Source organism: Rubrilithobacter danxiaensis, assembly GCF_047272945.1.
Classification (GTDB): Bacteria; Bacteroidota; Bacteroidia; order Sphingobacteriales; family Sphingobacteriaceae; genus Rubrolithibacter; species Rubrolithibacter danxiaensis.
This window is the reverse complement of record NZ_JBKOPS010000001.1, coordinates 135,449-153,350: the sequence shown is the minus strand read 5'-3', so window position 1 is coordinate 153,350 and position 17,902 is coordinate 135,449. Positions and strand designations below refer to the sequence as shown.

The window sequence follows — 17,902 nt, the reverse complement described above, 5'->3', positions numbered from 1 at the left end:
TATTCAGTATCAACACTATCTAAATTAAAGGAATAATGAAAAAAAAAGTCCGGGCGATATGTTTAGCCATCCTGTTTTTAATTACCGGATATAATAATTGCATTGCTCAATCTCAAAAAGTATTTACAGTAAAGGCAAATGAAATAATCGCCCCGGTTCAGCCTACCATGTGGGGAATATTTTTTGAAGATATCAATATGGGAGCCGATGGAGGTTTGTATGCAGAATTGGTAAAAAACCGTTCTTTTGAATTCGATACTCCATTAATGGGATGGAAAGAAATTAAAAATGCTCCCGATGTAAAAGGAAGTATCCTGGTTTTAAACCGGGAGGCAGTTGATGCGGCAAACAGAAGGTACATTCGTGTCACTTCCGGCTCTGAAAATGGTTATGGGCTCCGAAATGAAGGCTTTCGCGGCATAGGAATCAAAAAGGATAATCAATATAATTTTAGTGTAACGGCCAGGCAAAATGAAGCCAGTAACCTATCACTGGTTATAGAATTGATATCAGAAAAAGGAGAAAAAATAGGAGCAGCAGAGGTTCATCCGCAGGGAAGTAGCTGGAAAAAATACCCGGTAAGTTTTAAAGCTTCAGAAACAGATTTAAAGGCAAGGCTGATTGTATGGATAAAGGGAAAAGGATCAGTTGACCTGGATATGATTTCTCTTTTTCCTGAGGATACCTGGAAAAGCCGGCCCGGAGGCTTACGTGCAGACATGGTTCAGCTGTTGGCTGATATGAAACCAGGTTTTTTACGCTTTCCTGGAGGCTGTATTGTAGAAGGTCGAAACCTGGATGAACGGTTTCAATGGAAGAAGACTATTGGAAATGTTGAAGACCGCGATTTAATAATTAACAGATGGAATCTGGAGTTCAAACACCGTTTAACTCCTGATTACTATCAATCCTTTGGTTTAGGATTTCTGGAATATTTTCAGCTTTGCGAAGATATTGGCGCATCTCCTTTGCCTATTTTAAATTGTGGTATGGCCTGTCAGTTTAATACTGCGGAAGTTGTTCCCGTGGACCAGCTCGACCCTTACATTCAGGATGCTTTAGACCTGATTGAGTTTGCCAATGGAGATATAACAACCAAATGGGGAAAAATTCGTGCAGAACTGGGACACCCAAAATCTTTTAATTTAAAAATGATGGGAGTGGGAAATGAGAACTGGGGCGAGCAGTATGTAGAAAGGCTGAAGGAATTTACAAAAGCGATTAAAGCTAAATATCCTCAGATAAAAATAGTTAACAGTTCCGGTACAGATCCTGATGGAGAACGATTTGATTATTTAAATGGTGAATTGCGGAAAATGAACGCCGATATCATTGACGAACATTATTATCGGGCGCCAAAGTGGTTTTTTGCCAACGCGAATCGATATGATAAGTATGACAGAAACGGCTCGAAAGTTTTTGCCGGTGAATATGCTGCTCAGAGCGTTGCAATAGCCAGTCCTGAAAATAAGAACAACTGGAAATGTGCCCTGGCTGAGGCAGCTTTTATGACCGGGCTGGAGCGGAATGCCGAGGTTGTTACCATGGCTTCGTACGCTCCTTTATTTGCTCATGTTGATGGCTGGCAATGGACTCCGGATCTGATCTGGGTAAATAACCTGGAATCGTACGGAACTCCAAATTATTATGTACAAAAACTTTACTCTACAAATAAAGGTACACATGTAGTTCCTGTTTTGTGGAACAACCAGGCCTTAACAGGGCAGGATGGTTTTTATGCGTCTTCCTGTATTGATACAAGCACTCATGAACTGATTGTTAAAATTGTAAATGCATCCGGAAAGCCTGAAAACCCTGTAATTGAAATAGAAGGAGTAAAGAAACTTCAATCGCGGGCGATCTTAACAGAATTAAGAGGTGATGACCTGGATGCGGTAAATTCAATAGCAAACCCAACTGCGGTCAGCCCGAAAGAAAGGCAGATAAAAGTGACTGGGAAAGAGTTAAATTTATCCCTCCAACCTTACTCATTTAATATTATCAGGTTTAAAATGCTGTAATGAACAGAACAATTTCTATACTTGTTGTTCTTTAAAATAATCTTACCAATTAAAAATCTGATAATATGAAAAGAGTTTTTCTTGCGCTTTCCTGTGCCGTGTTTTTGGCAGCAACAGCCTGTAATAATTCCGGTACTAAAACATCTTCAGCCGATTCAGTAAAAACAGATGCTTCTTCTACAGCAGACACTTTAGCAGAAGTTGATACCAGCACTTTTAATACGGAGATTTCAGGTAAAAAAGTAAGCCTGTTTACTCTTAAAAATAAAAATCTGCAAGCTGTAATTACCAATTACGGGGGCCGAATTGTGCAGTTGATGGTACCCGATAAAAATGGGAAAATTACCGATGTGGTTCTTGGTTACCAGAAACTGGATGGCTACAGAAAAGAACACGAACCGTATTTTGGGGCACTAATTGGAAGGTACGGTAACCGGATAGGAAACGCACAGTTTACCTTAAACGGGAAACTTTATAAACTACCGGCCAATGATGGTCCGAATACTTTACATGGCGGCATAAGTGGCTTTAATGCTAAAGTGTGGGATGCGAAACAACTGGATGATAAGACACTGGAATTAACTTATTTATCGAAAGACGAGGAAGAAGGTTTTCCGGGAAATCTGAATGTGAAGGTTATTTATTCTTTAACAGACGATAACGGTTTAAAGATTGACTACACCGCAACCACAGATAAACCTACTGTGGTAAACCTTACCAACCACGCTTATTTTAATTTGAATGGTGCAGGAAGCGGCACAATTACCGGGCATGAGTTGATGATAGACGCCAACAGGTTTACCCCGGTTGATAAAACGTTAATTCCAACCGGAGAGCTTAAAACGGTTACCGGAACACCTTTTGATTTTACAAAAGCTACTGCAATTGGCGCCCGCATTAATGCCGAAGATGAACAGTTGAAAAATGGAAAGGGTTACGACCATAACTTTGTTCTTAACAACAGCAGTAAAACAATTCATACCGCAGCAAAAGTTATGGGGCCGTCAACCGGAATTATAATGGAAGTTTTAACAACTGAACCGGGAATACAATTTTACAGCGGCAATTTTCTGGATGGTAAAACCAACGATGGAAAGTCAGGAAAGGCGTATCCGTACCGTTCAGGACTTTGTTTAGAAACACAGCATTTTCCGGATTCACCAAACAAGCCTCAATTTCCTTCTACTGAGTTAAAACCTGGAGAGACTTATCAAACAAGTACGGTTTATAAGTTTTCTTCCAGATAATTTAACAGATCCGGCAGCATATATAGCAGCAGTACTGAAAATACTGCTGCTATATTAATACTAGTACATTATTGCTTCAGCAAACCCTCAATAAATTTTACCATTTCCGGTGAATCATAATCGGCCATACCTTCGTGACTAAAAACCAATTCTGCTTTTTTGTTCAAAATGTGGGTAGTAGGTAAGCTGCCGCTGAATAATTGTTCGGGGACATTACTCGCTGAAATATAAACCGGTAAACTATAATTTTTCTTTTTCATAAATGCCCCTGATTTTTCAAGATTACCATCGGCATCAACCAGTATAAAAACTACGCGGCTATTATTTTTAAATTTGTTGTATAAAGAATTTATTGCCGGCATTTCTGCCCTGCAGGGAGGGCACCATTTAGCCCAAAAGTTTAAAAAAACTACTTTCCCTTTCAGTGCTGCAAGGTCAATAGTTTTTCCATCCGTTCCTTTAAAATATATAGAAGGAACAGAATAAGTGTTTTTCTCAGACGCTGAGGATCCTGATTTTAGCGGTTGAACACTCGGCTGAAATAAACCTGTTCTGATCAATCCCTGCAATACAACTGCTTTAACCTCAGGATTAAATGCAACAACCGCAATAAGAACCAGGCTAATTATAAATCCCAGATTTGATTTCAATAAATTCATTTTAATTTGTTAATAAGTTATTGGAAATCTTTTACGGCTTTTCCTAAATCCACTACCTGCATTTCCGGAAGTGCAGAAGCTAACAGGGAGCTTCCTGCAGCACTTCGCGTACCTCCGGCACAATGTACAAGCACCGGTTTGTTCTTTGGAACTTCCTGTATTCTTTCGCGTAATTCTGGTAGGGGAATATTAACAGAATGAGGGAAAATAGATTTTCCATTTGCTTCAGCTCTGTTTCGGATATCAATTATAGTATAGGCTGAAGGATCTTTTTTTAATTCCTGTAAATCAATCTGAGGGAAATTCAATTCGCCATAATCTAAAACAAAGGCTTCTTCAACAGCATCTTCGTACCCGATTTTAGCGATTCGTTTTAATAAACCGGCTACTGTTTCTTCATCCTCTGCTGCCAGGTAGAACTTTTCGCCCGGATTTACAATGCTTCCCAACCAGGTTTCAAACTTTCCATTAGCCATTATATTGATGGAGTTTGGTAGGTGAGATGCCTGATACTTGTCTGATGGTCGGCTGTCAACAATTAAAACATTCTTTTGTATTCTTTCCGCTTCGGCTTTTGTTTTTATCGGATATCCAATGCTGATCTTTGAAAGTGCTTCTTCTATATTTTCTGCTCCTTTTTTGTTTAATTCCACGTCAAAAGGAAAGTATTTCGGAACAAAAGGCTGATCAGAGATAAGCGCTTCAACAAATTGATTTTCATCCATTTCCTGTAAAGACCAATTACTGCTTTTTTCTGCACCTATGGTGCTTTGATTAGCCTTAAGCAAGGCTTTGCCGCAAAGTGTTCCTGCTCCGTGTGCCGGATAAACCAGTACATCATCTGACAGAGTAGCTAATTTTTGTCTTAATGAATAATACATCTGCCGTGCAAGTTCCTTTCTTTCTGCTGTCATATTTCCGGCAGTTTCCCTTAAGTCCGGCCTTCCGCAATCACCTATAAAGAGCGTATCGCCGGTGAAAACTGCTTTATCCTTTCCGTTATGCTCCAGTACAATACTGATGCTATCCGGCGAATGGCCTGGAGTGTTTAATGCTTTCAGTTTTATCTTTCCGAATTCTAAAACATTTCCTTCATCGAAGGTTTGATGCGGATAATCAGCTGCAAGCAGTTTTGAACAGTAAAGGGTTGCTCCTGTTTTCTTTTGAATTTCAAAATGGCCACTGATAAAATCGGCGTGCGGATGTGTTTCGATTACAGCAATTATTGTTGCATTATGCGTTGCTGCAAAGTCTAAATAAGGTTTGATGTCTCTGGCCGGATCGATGAGTACTATTTTAGCCTCACATTCACTTACTACAGCATAAGAAAAATGCGCAAGGTTTTTATCTTCAAATTGTTGAATAATCATAATTTAGTTTTTGCAGCTACAAAGATGAGGGCTCTATTTATCTTTTTTAGTGATATAAGTTACATGAAAAATTTAATGAGGTAATTTTTCACGTATTAATCCGTAAACCCAGGTCCCGGCAATGGCGCTAAACAGTGTTATAGCGACAACAAGGAAACCGCTGCCTATCTGGGCAAATAAAGGGCCTGGACAAGCTCCCGTTATAGCCCATCCTAAACCAAAAATAAGTCCGCCATATACATTTCCCCAGGTAAATTTTTTATTCTGGATTTGAATTGTTTCACCGTTGATGGTTTTAATCTTGAATCGTTTGATAAGCAGGATGGAGATCATTCCCGTAAAAATTGCACTGCCAATTATTCCAAACATGTGGAAAGCCTGAAAATGAAACATTTCCTGTATCCTGAACCAGGATATCACCTCCGATTTTACCAGGATTATCCCGAAAATTATTCCAAAAAAAAGGTATTTAAAATTTTTCATTAATTAAAGCTGAAGTAAATAAGGTAAGATAAACCACGACATTAAAATACCGCCAAGCATGAAGCAGCAGGTTGCTACCAGCGAAGGCCACTGTAAATTTGCTATTCCCATAATAGAATGGCCCGACGTACAGCCATCGGCATAACGGGTGCCAAAGCCTACCATAAATCCTCCCAGAATAAAAAACACAAGGCTTTTTAAGGTAAAGAGTTGTTTGAGACTAAAAATATCAGCTGGCATTAATCCGCTAAAATCTTTTACTCCTTGCTGGTGCAGCATTTCTTTTGTTTGTGTGCTGATAGCTACAGGATCTGGGAATGATAAAAAATAAGTGGCTATCCAGGCACCAATTAGTATGCCGCTTATGAAAAATAGATTCCAGCTTTCTTTTTTCCAGTCATATTTAAAAAAGTTGATGTTGGCCGGCACGCACGCGGCACAGATATGCTTCAGAGAAGAAGAAATACCAAATGCTTTATTGCCCGAAATCAATAAGGCAGGAATTATAAGTCCTATAAGCGGGCCCGCAATATACCAGGGCCAGGGCTGTTTTAATTGTTCAAACATGTTCTCTAAATTATATAAATTCTTTTATAAGGATTATTACTCCTATTACTAATACAAACCATCCAAAAGCCGGCTTTAATTGCTCTTCATTAATTTTTCTTGAGAATTTACTTCCTGTAATAATTCCAATAGATGCAAAAGCAGCAAATACAGCCAGGAACTGATAGTTAATTGTTACGTTATCCATCAAATCTCCTATAACACCAAACAAAGAGCTTACAGACATAATCAGCAACGAAGTTCCGACAGCCTGTTTCATAGAAATGCCCCCGAAAAATATCAGGCTGGGGATAATTAAAAAACCGCCTCCGACACCCACAAACCCGGTAATTATGCCGGTAAGTGCACCTTGTATAATTAATGTCTGATAAGTATAACCCTTATTTTCAAGTGTATTCTGCCTGCTTTGTGGATTAATCATAGAGACAGCTGCTACAATCATGGTTATCGAAAATACCACCATAAGAAGGATGGATTTAGTAACTGTAAAACCGTTAATAGTAAACAAGTAATGAGGAATGTGTTGCATCACATATCTTCTCATCAGAAAAACTGTTATTAATGATGGGAGGCCAAAGAAAAAGGCAATATTTAGTTGTATATTTTTTTGTGTAAAATGACTATACCATCCTATAAGGCTTGTTATTCCTACAATAAATAATGAATAAGTTGTTGCTAATGTGGGCTCAACAGCAAAAAAGTACACCAGGATTGGAACAGTAAGAATGGAACCACCGGCACCAACTAAACCCAATGAAAAGCCTACAAATACCGAGGCAAAATAACCAATAAACTCCATCAATAACTAAAAGTTGCACAAAGCTAAAGGTTTCAATTGTGCGTTTTAGTGATCTTGGTTACAAAGCAGATAAAAGGATTATCTTATTTCTGAGCAGCTCTATCATCCCTTGCTTCTCCATTTGTTTAAGTAAACGCGATACTACTTCACGTGTAGTTCCTAATTCTTCTGCCAATTGCTGATGAGTGGTTGAAATCTCTTTTGATTGATATATATCGGATTTTTTTCGCAGCAGCTCCACAATCCGGTCGTCTAATTTCTGAAAAGCTACCGCATTGATAACAGTTAACAGCTCTTCAAACCGCTGATGGTATAATTTGAAAATAAAGTCGGTCCATTCAGGATACTTTTTAATCCACTCGCTGGCTTTAGTTACAGGAACGAAAAGCACTTCTGCTGCTTCTTCCACAATTGCACGCACTTTGCTGGTATCGTCATGAATTCCCGCCAAAAAAGACATGATGCAACTTTCGCCGGGCTTAATATAGTAAAGCAACATTTCCTTTCCTTCTTCATCCTTTCGCATTACACGGATGCTGCCCGATAAGACAATAGGAATAGAGCGTATATAACTGTTTTCCTGCAGTAAAACAGTTTCTGCAGCCAGACTTTTTTGAATGCCGTTTGCCCGAACCTCCTGCTCTAATAAGGGATTAAATAATTTCATTCCGTTAATCTGTTTCCATTAAAATACTAACCGCATTGCCACCGAAACCTACCGCATTAATGAGAACTTTCTTTAAAGTCCTGTTACTGTTTTGAGGAGCTAAGTAAGGAGCTTGTATGAATGTGTTGTTTTTCATCATAAGCAAAGCCATTTCCATGCTTAATGCTCCTGAAGCACCAAAAGTATGTCCGATTTTCCATTTATTAGATGTTAACAGCGGCAGGTAAGAGCCGAAAACTGCCTCTATGGCATTTCTTTCTGAGCTGTCTCCTTTAATTGTTCCGGGAGAGTGCATCACAATTGCATCCACACTTTGGGGATCATGAGCCTTAAGGGCCATTTTCATGGATTGCTGTAAACAGAAAGCATCATCGGTTATGGAAACCCCGTGCTTGATAACTTCCGTTCCGTAACCAATTCCCGTTATATAGGCAAATGCAGAGTCGGAGTCAGCTTCCAGGCAAAAACTTGCAGCGCCTTCTCCCAGAATCATGGTATTCTGCTTTTTATTCATTTCCATTGAGCGGCAGGGATAGCTTTCCTCCAGCTGGGAATAAATCTTTAAAGCTTTCATCTGAGCTATGGTAAAGGGAGTTAAAGCACTTTCACTGCCACCTGCTAAAAAACGGGTACAAAAGCCCGATTTTAACCATACTGCCGCATTCACTACTGCATGCAGCGCAGTAGAACAGGTAATGGAATGTGATATTGCCGGACCCTTTGCACCTAAGTCGGCGGCTACCCAGCTGGCAATGTTGCCTAAAGTAGTGGTAGGTGAAGCAAGCGGGTCAACGAATGAACGGTCGTTTTCAATAAATTGGGAATAATATTTTTCAAAACTTATTGTAGCTCCGCGTGAGGAGCCGATGTTAATGCCGAAATCTTCATCAGTTCTCCAGCCAGCCAGTTTAACTGCTTTTCTCGATGCCGCCATCGCGTACCATACACTTGGATCCAGCGATTTGTATTTAGAATTTTCATTACTTAAAGATTTTATTTCCGGGCAGGCTTCGCCTAAAAGTGGAGCGGTCCATTCTTTCCCGTTACCGAAGGGTGTTTTTATAAAGCAATGCCGTTGATTAAGATAATTTTCCCAAATAACATCTTCATCAGCGCCTAGAGGTGAAATACTCCCGTAACCGGTAATTGCAATCTTCATGTTTGTCATTTGTATATCCCAGGGGAGGCAAAACTACGAATAATAGCTTAAGAAGCTTTTTTCCTGTTTAAAAACAGAGTGAATAACAGCGACATCAATAAAAGGATACCCGTTAGCTGATGCGCAGCACCGTAAGCTAGCGGAACGCGAAATTCACTGTTTAATAAGGTAAAAACCCCGAGTGCTACCTGGAGTAAAACCAGTACAAGAGGGTAGAAACGAACTTTTTTCAATTTGTTGTCAGCGGGCAAATGTGCGGCCCTTAAGTACCATACAAGAATTAAAATGGTAATAAGGTAAGCCAGGTTGCGATGAATAAATTGTATGGTATAAAGATTATGCGCTATATCGGTTAAGAAACCGTTTTGTTTGAACATTCCGGCGGGCCACCAGGTGCCGTTAATATCAGGCCAGGTGCGAGCGGCAAGTGCAGCATGCGAACCTGCCATAAAAGCTCCATACGTTAGCTGGATAGTTAGCAGTACAAGTAAAACAAGGTTTAATCGTCTGAGAAAAGGTGAATAACTTGTCCCTTCATCAGAAATACTAAACCTGAATGCCAGCCACAAAACATAGCATAACAGTATAAGCGCTGCAATAAAATGGATAGCCAGGCGCAGATGGCTTACAGAAGTATTTTCAGAATTAAGGCCACTTTGAACCATAATCCAACCGATAAGGCCCTGTAATGCGGCCAGAATAAACAGCAGAATAAATGAAGCAATCAGGCGGCGGTCTATTTTTTTCTTCAATATGAAGTAGATAAATGGAATGATAAAGACAATTCCCATTAAACGTGCCCAATTGCGGTGCAGCCACTCCCAGAAATAAATGTATTTAAAATCAGAAAGGGTAAAATGATTATTAATGTATTTGAACTGGGCTATCTGCTGATATTTTTTAAACGCTAGATTCCAGTCTTGTTCAGAAACAGGAGGGATAGCGCCAAGAAGGGGTTTCCATTCTGTGATGGATAATCCGGAGCCAGTTAAACGGGTGATGCCTCCCAATAAAACCTGTACAAGGATCATGAAAACACCCAGGTATAACCAGGCAGCAACCGGGCGTGTGTTTGTTGTTGAGTTCATTTAGAAAATGCTTCCAGTTTGTGAGAGGATATTCTCAAGTATAAGGCTGGCAAGTTTACTTTTCTTTTGTAAGATTTAAAATGACCTGGGTCACAAAATGGTATTAGTTGCAAAAATTGTATGTGTTACAAGTGATAAAAAGAAGTATCCAAAAGTATCATCGCAAAGGAGTGCAACAAGTATTGATTGTTATTAAAATACATTTCTTCAGCTGTTACAATCCTTCTTGCTTAGAAACAGACACTTTTGGATACCCTTATTATTACAACCTTAACTTTATTCCGCCGTTCGTTACAAAACCATCAAGAGGGGCATAAATATCCCTGAAAACAGGGTTTGTAATGCTACCGGAATAAATGCTGTCAAATCTCGTCTGCCGAGTATCCGTAAAATTTTCAAAGTTAATATATACAGAAAAGTTCTTCCATAATTTCTCTGCCATAAATCCAAAGATCCAGTATGGTTTACCAGAGAGGCCATCCGTTAATCTTTGCTTGCTGTAGTAGTATGCTTCGGCCCCGAGTTTCCATTTGCCGTCTGCTTCGTACATTAAAACATTGTTTAACCGATGTTTAGAAGTTAAGGGATTTTGAATTAGTGTTCCATTGGTGTGAATCTTAGTATCTGTAAGACTATATCCAACAAATAATTTAAAATCCTGATAGCCCAGTTTTAGATTGGTTTCCATACCTCGGGTGTCTAAATGGCCGGGGAGGTTTTCAAAACTATATTGATCATTAGCAATTGGCACGAGCATTAAGGGATTGGCGAGGTAGGTGTAAAAGAATAAATGATTGATACTAAAAGAAACCTGATCTTTAAATAAGGGTGTGCGGTAATTAATATCCCAGTTGATGCCATAGCTTTTTTCAAGTTTATTCTTTTCGGGAGAAACAGGCAATACTTTTTGATACTGAATGCGCTCGCTTTCTTCGGTAAAAATGGTTGGTTCTTTATATCCAAACCCGCTTCCAAGTCGAGAACTCAGCTTATTGCTGATCTTAAACAAGGCTGAAAGTCGAGGGAGAAAAACAAATCCGTAATCCAGTGCATAATCTCCCCGTAGTCCGGCTTCCAGTTCCATCCACTTACTTGCCCGGATATTGTTTTGAACAAAGGCTCCGAGCGTAGTTTGCTTATAATCCCGTAAAGGAACAGAGGTTAACTGATTTTCCTTAAAATGATCAGTCCATAAATTTATGCCAGTTACCCATTCGGTTTTAGCAGAATTATACGAATAACTGGCTTCACTGAAACTTCCAAACTGAAGCCCTTCAAACAGGTAATCGGGAATAGTAATTGCTCTGTTAAAATAGCTTAAGCTGTTCTTCAGATTAATCCGGCTGTTTGCATTGATCTTATGTTCGAGCGAAAATTGAGTAGATAAACGGTTCGTTTTATTTTGTTCAAAATAACGATGAATATCATCTCCTTCTCCGTCGATATAATGCAGGTCGCCACCAATCCGATTTTCAAAAGCGCTGTTTATTCCAATGTTTAACTCGGTTTTATCGCTGAGATAAAAGAAGAGTTTAGGGTTAAACGTATAGCGTTCAACCTTTGGGATGGCAGTCAGATCAAGATTACCAGGGGCATATGCTGCGTTGCTGTTGCGGGAAGCGAACAGGGTAATTCCAACTTTACGAAAACGCTGACTATAAAAGCCGTTCAGGTCTAAACCTCCTGCAGATGTGCCGTTTAGATGGAAATTAATTTCACGTTCTTCACCCGGAGTTTTTCTGATCAGGTTTACCAAACCTGCAATTGCGCCGCCTCCATAAAGGGTAGAAGCCGAGCCTTTAATTACTTCTACTTGTTTTAAGTCAAGAGGAGGAGTTTGTAATAGTCCTAGTCCACTTGCAGCTCCGGAATACAAAGGGAAGCCGTCTTTTAATATTTGTGTATAGCGCCCGTCCAATCCCTGGATGCGGATAGAAGCATTTGCACTGGTAGCAGAAGTTTGCTGTGTTTGAATTCCCGTACTTTCATTTAACAGCATACGGATATCTCCCGGTTTCATATTGCCTTTTTCATCTAGCTCTTCGCCGGCAATAAGTTCTATTCTGGTTGGGATATTGGCAATGGTACGACTGCTTCTGGTAGAAGAAACTATTACTTCCTCCAGTTCTTCCTCTTCTGCGGCATCAAGTAAAATGATTTTTGTAGTATCAATAGGGAATGAAACGGTATCACGTTTAGTATGATAGCCTATAAAGCGTATTTCTAAAGGATATTCGCCTTTTGCGATATTAATAAAACTTGCCTCACCATTTGCATTTGTTGAGCTTGCTTTATCAATAGTTAAAAAAGTAAGGGTAGCGCCCGATAAAGGTTCGTTGCTTTTAGCATCTTTTATTTGTATGGTAGAGCTGTTTTGGGCAAGGGCCGAAAAACCCAATACACATGCGGAAAACAGCATAAGAAATGTTTTCATCTTAAAATTTTAGTTTCGTAAATCAGGAAATAAACTATTGTGAAATTGTCAGGCGAATTTAGGCGGTTGCCAGATAGCAGAATTAATTCCTGCTGCGATTGATTCAGATGAAATAAAAATTGTTCTCAGCGTCAGGAACTGAGTTCGTGTTCCTGTAAGACTTTTTGGAAGAAGGATGGAAAAAGAACAGCGTGTACAATGACAAAAAGGGCTGCAAGACCCACTTTTTGCCGGTTCTTCTTTACCTGTTTTCGATAGTGTTGTTGTTTCTTTACCGTCACAAAAATCTTTATCCCGGCAGAGGTTTACTCCCATTGCCAGAATCAGTAAGGCCATGAAAATGGTAAAGATTTTCATGCGTCAAATTTAAACGAAATTTATAGAAAGGCAGAATAAAGAATAACTAAACCTTGTTACGGTTCTTCCTTATATAGTAGATAATTCCTATTGCGAGTAAGAAAACAACGCCTATTATGATCGGTATAAACATAAATCTTATTTAATTACTATAAAAGTTTTAAGGACTGTCTCAGTAGTAACACGCACTCTTTTTAATAGTTTTAATAAAATCAATGCGCTGAATGATGTGAGTTTTTGTTGATTATCTGAATAACCGTATCTAATTCGTTCAGGTCTTTTATTTCAAAGCCCTGATAATCACCAAATAAACTGGCATTTTGTTTGGTTCGTCTAAGAATAAAAATTACTCCCGAATCAGTCGCAGCTTTTTGATCCGCAAGTGCATCACCGACAAAAACTGTTTCTTCTCTTTTTAAAGTGTATTCTGAAATAATCTTTTCAGTCCAGTACCCTTTCTTTTCCGGTGCACCGTAAACATTAACAAAGTACTTTTCCCACTCTTTTTGTTTCACAATTTGCCGTATTTCACCGGTAGGGGTGGCGCTGATGATCCACAATTTATACAACTGGTAATGCTGCTCTAAAAAGTTTTTTGCCCCTGCTACTTCTTCAGCATTCAGCACTGCTTCAACAGCAAGTTTGGAATATTGTCCTGCCCATTCATTTACTTCCTGGCTGGAAAGTTCAATATTTAAAAAAGTTTTGTGATAATAGGGGATCTTTTCAAATCTTGAAACTCCGGTATGAGCCAGGTGATGTGCAACCACCTTATCGGCAATTTCTTTCCCAAAGGGCTCGTAAAGTTTTCTGAATATTTCTGTTTTTACCGCTACAGATTCACACAGAACTCCGTCAAAATCGAAAAAAATATTTTTAATCATTATAAAAAGGATATGCCCTGACTTTTATAGATAGCTGGATTTAACAAATATACATATAGCGTTAGCAATACGGTGATACGATTCTAAATCTTGTTACATGCAGTATTCAGGTAGAAAATACTGCGGTCTGTTTTTACTATACCTTTTTATATGCATGAAACAAATCTGTTTTTATAGTTATTATAAATATGATTAATAAGACATTATAAAAGCACATTGGAGTTATCACACCAAATTCCTCCCGGATGGAATTATAATCCATCATCGTGGAACCAGCGTCTGCCTTTGGTGCTGGTTGCCCTTGCTGGTTTTTTTGTGGCTTTTTATCTTGCTTCGTACCAGCTGAATTTTATTTCTACCGTTTGGGATCCTTTCTTTGGCAAGGGTACTGAAAAAGTTTTAACTTCTCCGATTTCTGAATTGTTACCTGTTCCTGACGCTTTGTTAGGGGCATTCGGATATGTGCTGGATGCTGTAAGCGGCCTTATCGGTAAAACTGGTCGCTGGAAGACAATGCCCTGGATTGTATTATTGTTTGGTTTTGCTGTGGGGCCTCTTGGAATAGTAAGCATTCTTCTGGTAATTGCCCAGCCTGTGTTTTTAGGATCATGGTGCACCTTATGCCTTGTATCGGCAGCACTTTCTATCATAATGATTGGCCCCGCTATGGATGAGATACTAGCAAGTCTGCAGTACCTACAAAGGGTGAAAATTAACGGTTTTTCTGTTTGGAAAGCGTTTTGGGGAAATAAAGAAATTGTATCAAAAGTAATATAGCTATGTGGCCTCGTGTTATTAATATGCTGATAGGATTATGGATTTGTATGGCTCCATCCGTATTGAAAACGGATAAAGTCGCTGCCGATTGCTTACATATAATTGGTCCGGTGGTTTTTGCCGTTGCTGTTATAGCTATGAGTGAAGCGGTAAGGGATATAAGATTAATAAATATTTTATCTGGAGTATGTTTGCTTATAAGTCCGTGGATCTTGCGGGTAGATTCTTCCTTAGTAAGCTGGAATAATAGCCTTGCAGGTATTCTGCTCATCCTGTTTTCCTTAATAAAAGGTAAGGTGAAGAACAGATTTGGCGGTGGCTGGCAATCGTTGTTTGAAAAGAATCCCCTTCATCAGCAGGAAGCCGAATTACACAGGAAGTAATCTGAATTAGTTTAAACAATTGATTTCCTGATAAGTTAAATTTATAAGGTCTTTCGGGTTTATCTACTAATCAGGCATATTACAGTTAAGCAAAGCCGATGTCATTACGAGCAGAGTCGAAGGAACCTGCTATAAATATTCAATTAATAAATTTTATGGATTCAAAAAAAGTAGTTGTGGTAACAGGTGCGTCGGCCGGGTTAGGCCGTGCGATAGTTCGTGAATTTGCTAAAAGAGGAGATGATGTGGCTTTAATAGCACGTGGAGTGGATGGGTTAGAAGGTGCAAAAAGAGAAGTGGAATCATACGGAGGGAGGGCACTTGTATTACCGCTGGATGTTGCCGATGCGGATGCCGTTGAACGGGCAGCAGCGGAAATAGAAGAGAAATTAGGGCCTATAGATGTCTGGGTAAATAACGCAATGAACAGCGTTTTCTCACCAATTATTGATATGGAGCCGGACGAATACAAAAGGGTAACCGAGGTAACTTATCTCGGACAGGTTTACGGCTGTTTGAGCGCTTACAAAAGAATGAAACCAAGAAATAAGGGCTGCATTATTTTTGTCGGCTCTGCACTGGCATATCGCGGAATTCCGCTTCAATCTGCTTATTGTGCGTCCAAACATGCTATCCAGGGATTTTACGATTCTTTTCGTACAGAATTGATTCATGATAAAACCAATATTCGTACCTGCATGGTGCAATTGCCTGCTATGAACACTACTCAGTTTGGATTTGTAAGAAGCAAACTTCCACGAAAGCCTCGCCCCATGGGTATGATTTACCAGCCGGAAGTAGCTGCCAGGGCTGTAGTTTTTGCTACTGAACATGACAGAAGGGAAATTTATGTTGGGATACCAACAGTTGAAGCCATTGTTGGAAATAAAATTGTTCCGGGTTTTGCCGACTGGCAATTAGCAAGAACGGGTTTTGATGGCCAAATGACCGATGAGCCGGAAGACCCCCACCGGAAAGATAATCTATGGGAGCCAATACCCGGCGATCATGGTGCTCATGGCCCTTTTAAAAGCTTATCTCATAGTTTTAGTCCGCAATTATGGGCAACAGAAAACAGGGGAGTTTTGGCCGGTATTGTTGCTTTAGCGGTAGGAGTGTTCGGTGCTTTTTTAATGAAAAAGTAGACTGTTCTGCAATCTGGTCAAACCTTTGTTTCGTTGCGTTTATTTCGTTCATCATTCAACTGGTCATTCAAATTAAGGGCTGCGCTAATCAGGCCCAAATGTGTAAATGCCTGCGGGAAATTACCAAGATGCTCCCCATTTATGTCTAATTGTTCTGAATACAGTCCGAGGTGATTGGCATAAGCCAGCATTTTTTCAAAAAATAATCGTGCCTTATCTAATTGTCCTGAACGTGAAAGGCATTCTACGTACCAGAATGTACACATTGAGAATGTTCCTTCACCTCCTTTTAAACCATCCAAATTCTGGTCGTTGCGGTAACGGTAAACCAAAGCATCAGAAACGAGCCTATTTTCAATGCATTGTAAAGTAGATAGCCATTTGGGGTCTTTGGGACTGATAAATGAAACGATGGGCATCAGCAGTGTGGCTGCATCTACCGTACCCGCTCCTTTATACTGAACAAAGGATTTTAGCTCGTCATTCCAGAATTCCTCATGGATAGAAATGAAGATCTTATCCCGCTCTTTTTGCCAGCTTTCCGGTTGGGGGTAAGAATGGCTTTGTCCGATTTTGATTGCCCTGTCCAGTGCTACCCAGCACATTAAACGGGAATAAAGAAAGGGCTTTTTGCCTCCCCGAACTTCCCATATTCCTTCATCTTCACGTGTCCATTTGGAGCACACAAAGTCTATTTGTTTAGAGAGATCTTTCCAAAGCTCGTAAGAAATAGGTTCTGCGTACTTGTCATATAGAAATACAGCATCCATTAGCTCGCCGTAAATATCCAACTGAAGCTGCTGGTAAGCGCCGTTGCCAATACGCACCGGTTTCGAATGTTTATATCCTTCTAAGTGAGCAAGTTCAATTTCTTTTAATCCGCGTCCCCCTTCAAGAGTGTACATTAGCTGCAGGTTATCTTTTTTGCCAATGTCCATACATTTATTTTCAACCCAGCTGATAAATTTTCCTGCTTCTTTTGTATAGCCTAAACGGATAAGCGCATATACGGCAAAGGATGTATCCCGTATCCAGGTATAGCGGTAATCCCAGTTCCTTTCTCCTCCAGGGTCTTCCGGTAAGCCAAAAGTCGGTGCAGCTACCATCGAACCGTATTTATACGAGGTCATAAGTTTTAAAACAAGTGCAGAGCGTCTCACAATATCTCCCCAGCGTCCGTTGTAAGTGGTCTGGTCAATCCAATTCTTCCAGTAATTGATATTATCATACAAACTCGTTGAAATAAACTGTTCCATATCCTCGTGTTGGGGCATTTTTGCCTCAACCCAAACCAGCATAAAGTCCGCTTTTTCACCTGTTTTTAGCGTAAACTCTGCCGAACAATCCTTTTTATTAATGCTTAGGGGAATATTGCTCTTTAAGTGCAGGGTAATGTCATCATCTCCCAGAAACGTGACTTCGTACTCACTTACCTGCTTAACAGTATGTTCAGATCGGGCGTAATTGAAGCGGGGTGCACATTCCATTTTGTAACGTAATTCTCCCTGCAGGGTTGTTACCCTTCTAACCAGTTCCTTTCCTTCATACAATTCCTGTACAGGCATAAAATCGGTAAGTTCTCCAACTCCCTTGCCTGTTAAAAAACGGGTTAAAAGTATGTTGGTATCGGGCAGATAGAGCTGTTTATATTTTACTTCATCCTTTACGGGATGAATCTGGAAATAACCGCCTTTATTTTTATCCAGCAAGGCTGCAAAAACAGAGGGTGAATCAAAATCGGGGAAGCACATGAAATCTATCGAACCATTCAGTCCTACTAAAGCTACTGTGTTCAGGTCGCCGATTATCCCATAATTTTCTATGGGCTGATAGCCGGATTTTTTAGCAGAGGAATCAGCCAT

General features: G+C 39.8%; 17 protein-coding genes. 5 read left to right on the top strand and 12 right to left on the bottom strand.

The features are described from left to right. Positions 1-35 precede the first annotated feature (35 nt). Entirely contained in the window at positions 36-2,021 is a 1,986-nt protein-coding gene (locus ACLCDL_RS00660; RefSeq protein ID WP_423146054.1) for an alpha-L-arabinofuranosidase C-terminal domain-containing protein, read from the top strand. Positions 2,022-2,086: 65 nt separating this feature from the next. Beyond that, entirely contained in the window at positions 2,087-3,268 is a 1,182-nt protein-coding gene (locus tag ACLCDL_RS00655; RefSeq protein WP_423146053.1) for an aldose epimerase family protein, read from the top strand. Positions 3,269-3,336: 68 nt separating this feature from the next. Here the strand turns inward: ACLCDL_RS00655 and ACLCDL_RS00650 are convergent, their stop codons facing one another. The 11 genes from ACLCDL_RS00650 to ACLCDL_RS00600 form a co-directional block, all read right to left on the bottom strand. Continuing rightward, entirely contained in the window at positions 3,337-3,927 is a 591-nt protein-coding gene (locus tag ACLCDL_RS00650; protein ID WP_423146052.1) for a TlpA family protein disulfide reductase, read from the bottom strand. 17 nt (positions 3,928-3,944) lie between these two features. Then, positions 3,945-5,297 (bottom strand): MBL fold metallo-hydrolase, encoded by a 1,353-nt coding sequence (locus ACLCDL_RS00645; RefSeq protein WP_423146051.1) that lies wholly within the window; start codon positions 5,295-5,297, stop codon positions 3,945-3,947. Positions 5,298-5,369: 72 nt separating this feature from the next. Continuing rightward, positions 5,370-5,780, bottom strand: a complete 411-nt coding sequence (locus ACLCDL_RS00640; protein ID WP_423146050.1) for a DUF6691 family protein — start codon at positions 5,778-5,780, stop codon at positions 5,370-5,372. Between the two features lie 3 nt (positions 5,781-5,783). Continuing rightward, positions 5,784-6,347: a YeeE/YedE family protein gene (locus tag ACLCDL_RS00635; RefSeq protein ID WP_423146049.1), complete on the bottom strand. Its 564-nt coding sequence runs from the start codon at positions 6,345-6,347 to the stop codon at positions 5,784-5,786. Between the two features lie 10 nt (positions 6,348-6,357). Continuing rightward, entirely contained in the window at positions 6,358-7,146 is a 789-nt protein-coding gene (locus ACLCDL_RS00630; RefSeq protein ID WP_423146048.1) for a sulfite exporter TauE/SafE family protein, read from the bottom strand. A gap of 58 nt (positions 7,147-7,204) precedes the next feature. Further along, on the bottom strand, positions 7,205-7,813 hold the full coding sequence (locus ACLCDL_RS00625) for a Crp/Fnr family transcriptional regulator (RefSeq protein ID WP_423146047.1): 609 nt from the start codon (positions 7,811-7,813) through the stop codon (positions 7,205-7,207). Between the two features lie 4 nt (positions 7,814-7,817). After that, the gene (locus ACLCDL_RS00620) at positions 7,818-8,972 is read right to left on the bottom strand and encodes a beta-ketoacyl synthase N-terminal-like domain-containing protein (protein ID WP_423146046.1); all 1,155 of its coding nucleotides are present in this window, start codon (positions 8,970-8,972) and stop codon (positions 7,818-7,820) included. 47 nt (positions 8,973-9,019) lie between these two features. Continuing rightward, the gene (locus ACLCDL_RS00615) at positions 9,020-10,060 is read right to left on the bottom strand and encodes a COX15/CtaA family protein (protein ID WP_423146045.1); all 1,041 of its coding nucleotides are present in this window, start codon (positions 10,058-10,060) and stop codon (positions 9,020-9,022) included. A 262-nt stretch (positions 10,061-10,322) separates the two neighbouring features. Then, positions 10,323-12,494, bottom strand: coding sequence for a TonB-dependent receptor (locus ACLCDL_RS00610; RefSeq protein WP_423146044.1), 2,172 nt, complete (start codon positions 12,492-12,494; stop codon positions 10,323-10,325). A gap of 48 nt (positions 12,495-12,542) precedes the next feature. Beyond that, positions 12,543-12,851, bottom strand: a complete 309-nt coding sequence (locus ACLCDL_RS00605) for a hypothetical protein (protein ID WP_423146043.1) — start codon at positions 12,849-12,851, stop codon at positions 12,543-12,545. A gap of 212 nt (positions 12,852-13,063) precedes the next feature. After that, complete coding sequence (locus ACLCDL_RS00600; RefSeq protein ID WP_423146042.1) at positions 13,064-13,735, bottom strand: HAD family hydrolase; 672 nt, start codon at positions 13,733-13,735, stop codon at positions 13,064-13,066. 216 nt (positions 13,736-13,951) lie between these two features. Between ACLCDL_RS00600 and ACLCDL_RS00595 the strand changes: the two genes are divergently transcribed. From ACLCDL_RS00595 to ACLCDL_RS00585, 3 genes are all read left to right on the top strand, one after another. Beyond that, the gene (locus ACLCDL_RS00595; RefSeq protein ID WP_423146040.1) at positions 13,952-14,512 is read left to right on the top strand and encodes a vitamin K epoxide reductase family protein; all 561 of its coding nucleotides are present in this window, start codon (positions 13,952-13,954) and stop codon (positions 14,510-14,512) included. A gap of 2 nt (positions 14,513-14,514) precedes the next feature. Further along, a complete protein-coding gene (locus ACLCDL_RS00590) occupies positions 14,515-14,895 on the top strand; it encodes an SPW repeat domain-containing protein (RefSeq protein ID WP_423146039.1) in 381 nt (126 codons plus the stop codon). Positions 14,896-14,993: 98 nt separating this feature from the next. Beyond that, positions 14,994-16,040 (top strand): SDR family oxidoreductase, encoded by a 1,047-nt coding sequence (locus ACLCDL_RS00585; RefSeq protein ID WP_423146038.1) that lies wholly within the window; start codon positions 14,994-14,996, stop codon positions 16,038-16,040. Positions 16,041-16,057: 17 nt separating this feature from the next. Here the strand turns inward: ACLCDL_RS00585 and ACLCDL_RS00580 are convergent, their stop codons facing one another. Then, positions 16,058-17,902, bottom strand: a complete 1,845-nt coding sequence (locus ACLCDL_RS00580; protein WP_423146037.1) for a glycoside hydrolase family 15 protein — start codon at positions 17,900-17,902, stop codon at positions 16,058-16,060.

Excerpts from the sequence above, each read along its gene's own strand:
- ACLCDL_RS00615 (WP_423146045.1), bottom strand. The coding sequence starts at position 10,060 with ATGAACTCAACAACAAACACACGCCCGGTTGCTGCCTGGTTATACCTG.
- ACLCDL_RS00585 (WP_423146038.1), top strand. The coding sequence starts at position 14,994 with ATGTCATTACGAGCAGAGTCGAAGGAACCTGCTATAAATATTCAATTA.
- ACLCDL_RS00620 (WP_423146046.1), bottom strand. The coding sequence starts at position 8,972 with ATGAAGATTGCAATTACCGGTTACGGGAGTATTTCACCTCTAGGCGCT.
- ACLCDL_RS00630 (WP_423146048.1), bottom strand. The coding sequence starts at position 7,146 with ATGGAGTTTATTGGTTATTTTGCCTCGGTATTTGTAGGCTTTTCATTG.
- ACLCDL_RS00590 (WP_423146039.1), top strand. The coding sequence starts at position 14,515 with ATGTGGCCTCGTGTTATTAATATGCTGATAGGATTATGGATTTGTATG.
- ACLCDL_RS00650 (WP_423146052.1), bottom strand. The coding sequence starts at position 3,927 with ATGAATTTATTGAAATCAAATCTGGGATTTATAATTAGCCTGGTTCTT.
- ACLCDL_RS00635 (WP_423146049.1), bottom strand. The coding sequence starts at position 6,347 with ATGTTTGAACAATTAAAACAGCCCTGGCCCTGGTATATTGCGGGCCCG.
- ACLCDL_RS00660 (WP_423146054.1), top strand. The coding sequence starts at position 36 with ATGAAAAAAAAAGTCCGGGCGATATGTTTAGCCATCCTGTTTTTAATT.
- ACLCDL_RS00625 (WP_423146047.1), bottom strand. The coding sequence starts at position 7,813 with ATGAAATTATTTAATCCCTTATTAGAGCAGGAGGTTCGGGCAAACGGC.
- ACLCDL_RS00640 (WP_423146050.1), bottom strand. The coding sequence starts at position 5,780 with ATGAAAAATTTTAAATACCTTTTTTTTGGAATAATTTTCGGGATAATC.
- ACLCDL_RS00655 (WP_423146053.1), top strand. The coding sequence starts at position 2,087 with ATGAAAAGAGTTTTTCTTGCGCTTTCCTGTGCCGTGTTTTTGGCAGCA.
- ACLCDL_RS00600 (WP_423146042.1), bottom strand. The coding sequence starts at position 13,735 with ATGATTAAAAATATTTTTTTCGATTTTGACGGAGTTCTGTGTGAATCT.
- ACLCDL_RS00645 (WP_423146051.1), bottom strand. The coding sequence starts at position 5,297 with ATGATTATTCAACAATTTGAAGATAAAAACCTTGCGCATTTTTCTTAT.
- ACLCDL_RS00580 (WP_423146037.1), bottom strand. The coding sequence starts at position 17,902 with ATGGCTGATTCCTCTGCTAAAAAATCCGGCTATCAGCCCATAGAAAAT.
- ACLCDL_RS00605 (WP_423146043.1), bottom strand. The coding sequence starts at position 12,851 with ATGAAAATCTTTACCATTTTCATGGCCTTACTGATTCTGGCAATGGGA.
- ACLCDL_RS00610 (WP_423146044.1), bottom strand. The coding sequence starts at position 12,494 with ATGAAAACATTTCTTATGCTGTTTTCCGCATGTGTATTGGGTTTTTCG.